The sequence below is a fragment of the Pedobacter sp. 01T416_2 genome, assembly GCF_056398925.1.
In genome coordinates this window covers 1-2,647 of the sequence record NZ_JBFTQI010000789.1, presented here as the reverse complement: position 1 = coordinate 2,647, position 2,647 = coordinate 1, and the positions used below count along the sequence as shown (strand labels likewise).

The window sequence follows — 2,647 nt, the reverse complement described above, 5'->3', positions numbered from 1 at the left end:
TCATTATTGGTTCCCCGCTGAAAAAAAGGGATATAGCGGTGTGGCAATTCTGACCAGAATTAAACCGAATCATATCGAATTTGGCTGCGGTGAAGAATGGATAGATAAAGAGGGTAGAATTTTAAGGGCAGATTTTAACGATTTTTCTTTAATGAGTCTCTATATGCCATCTGGCTCAAGCGGAGATGAACGTCAGGTTAAAAAGTACGAATTTATGCGTTTTTTTGATGTATATATTGGAGAATTGCGTAAAGAGATACCAAATCTAATTGTAAGTGGCGATTATAATATCTGTCATACCTCCATCGATATTCACAACCCAAAATCAAACGCCAATTCATCGGGCTTTTTGCCAGAAGAACGGGAGTGGATGCAGCTATTTTTGGATAATGGTTTCATCGATACTTTTCGTCATTTTAATAAAGACCCGCACCATTATACCTGGTGGAGCTACCGTGCCGGTTCGAGAGGAAAGAATTTGGGTTGGCGGATCGATTACCATTTGGCTACCAGGCCTATGGAAAGCCGATTGAAAAATGTTAGAATCTTACCCGACGCAATACATTCAGATCATTGTCCGGTTCTTTTAGAGATCGATTAGGTATTTGGTTAACTGGTTAATTGTTTAAATCGGTTAACTGTAACCAAAACTCAATTAACCAATTTGCACAGTTTAAACAATTAACCTTAATCTAACCAAATGCTAATCACAAATATAAAAGGCCTGGTGGGCTTACATTCCAAAGATAAATTAGTGCTACGTGGCGGTGAATTAGATTCGTTACCAGTTCTTGAAAATGCCTGGCTTTTAATTGAAGATGATCTGATCAAGGATTTTGGAAAGATGGATTCAATCCCATCTCATATCTCAAATCTATCCTCCCATATCTCCGCAGAAGGCAGATATATTTTCCCTTCATGGTGCGATAGCCATACACACATTGTTTTTGCTGCTTCGCGCGAGGAAGAATTTGCAATGAAAATCCAAGGCAAAAGCTACGAAGAAATTGCCGCGGCGGGTGGTGGGATTCTAAATTCGGCTAATAAACTCCAAAAAGCTTCGGAAGATGAATTGTTTGAAAGTGCATCTGTGCGGTTAACGCAAATGATCCGTCTGGGAACCGGTGCCGTTGAAATTAAAAGCGGATATGGATTAACCACGGAGAGTGAAATCAAAATGCTCAGGGTGATCCGCAGGCTAAAAGATCAGTTCCCGATTCCTATAAAAGCAACTTTCTTAGCCGCTCATGCTTATCCGGCCGAATTTAAAAACAACCATCAGGGTTACATCGATTTAATTATTAATGAAATGCTGCCTCAAATAGCACAAGAAAAACTGGCCGACTATATTGATGTTTTTTGCGAAAAAGGGTTTTTCTCTGTCGAAGAAACCGATCAGGTATTAAAGGCAGGTACAAAATACGGACTAAAACCAAAAGTACATGCCAATCAACTTTCCGTTTCGGGGGCAATAGAGGTCTCTGTGCAAAATAGAGCCATTTCAGTTGATCACCTCGAAGAAAGTGATGAAGAAACGATCCGAACGTTAAGAAATGCTGATACCATTGTAACATTACTCCCTTCTTGTTCGTTTTACTTAGGTATTCCTTTTGCTGATGCCAAAAGCTTTATAAGAGCCGATTTGCCGGTTGCTTTGGCTACCGATTACAATCCAGGTTCAACACCTTCAGGAAATATGAATTTTGTGGTGTCACTTGCATGTATTAAAATGAAGATGTTTCCTGAACAGGCGATAAATGCTGCAACATTAAATGGTGCGGCAGCAATGGAGATGAGTGAAGATTATGGAAGCATTACCGTTGGTAAAAAAGCGAACCTGTTTATAACCAAGCCGATGCCTTCAATTGCCTATTTGCCATATAGTTTTGGTGAAACGCAAATAGAGACAGTTATTTTAAACGGTGAAATTTATAATGGATAACCTTAAAATATATTCGCAGGGCGACATCGACCGTTTAATCATCGCTCGTGATGGCGAAACCAAACTGGGCGAAAAAGTTGCTGTCTTATCCTCATGGGATGAACTGAAAGGGGCAAGTGCGAAATTTGTATTGTTGGGTATTCCAGAAGACATAGGTGTGCGTGCAAACTTAGGTATTGCAGGTGCAGCCTCTATGTGGCGACCAAGTTTGGTGGCTTTTTTAAATATCCAGAGCAACCGCTTTTTAAATGGCGAGGAGGTTTTGATTTTAGGCCATTTCGAAATCGATGAGCCCGAAGATCCTTCCATAACGGGTTTAAGAAACAAAGTTGCACAGATTGATGAGCTGGTTTATCCTGTAATTGAAAAAATAGTAGCTGCAGGCAAAATACCTATTGTAATTGGTGGTGGTCATAATAATGCCTACCCAATAATTAAGGGTACTTCTTTCGTACATAAAAGCCCAATAGCGGTTTTAAATGTGGATGCGCATGCTGATTTAAGAGAACTGGAAGGTCGGCACAGCGGGAACGGATTTTCTTATGCGTTGAAAGAAAACTACCTGAATAGTTATTTCATGTATGGCTTGCATCAAAACTATAATAATGAAGCTATTTTAAATCAAATAGATACGAACCCAAAGCTTAAGGCTGTGTTTTTTGACGATATTTTAACCGGGACTGACTTTACTGACCTGGTGAATGA

General features: G+C 39.8%; 3 protein-coding genes. All 3 read left to right on the top strand.

What is annotated here, in order from left to right:
• Positions 1-601: exodeoxyribonuclease III (locus AC1DPQ_RS24110; protein WP_477611121.1), on the top strand; the 601-nt coding region annotated here is incomplete at its 5' end.
• Between the two features lie 99 nt (positions 602-700).
• The gene (gene hutI, locus AC1DPQ_RS24105) at positions 701-1,942 is read left to right on the top strand and encodes an imidazolonepropionase (RefSeq protein WP_477583674.1); all 1,242 of its coding nucleotides are present in this window, start codon (positions 701-703) and stop codon (positions 1,940-1,942) included.
• Positions 1,935-2,647: arginase family protein (locus AC1DPQ_RS24100; protein WP_477611120.1), on the top strand; the 713-nt coding region annotated here is incomplete at its 3' end. The genes hutI and AC1DPQ_RS24100, both read left to right, overlap by 8 nt.

Bases quoted from the DNA above. Each gene is read 5' to 3' on its own strand.
- hutI (WP_477583674.1), top strand. From the start codon at position 701: ATGCTAATCACAAATATAAAAGGCCTGGTGGGCTTACATTCCAAAGAT.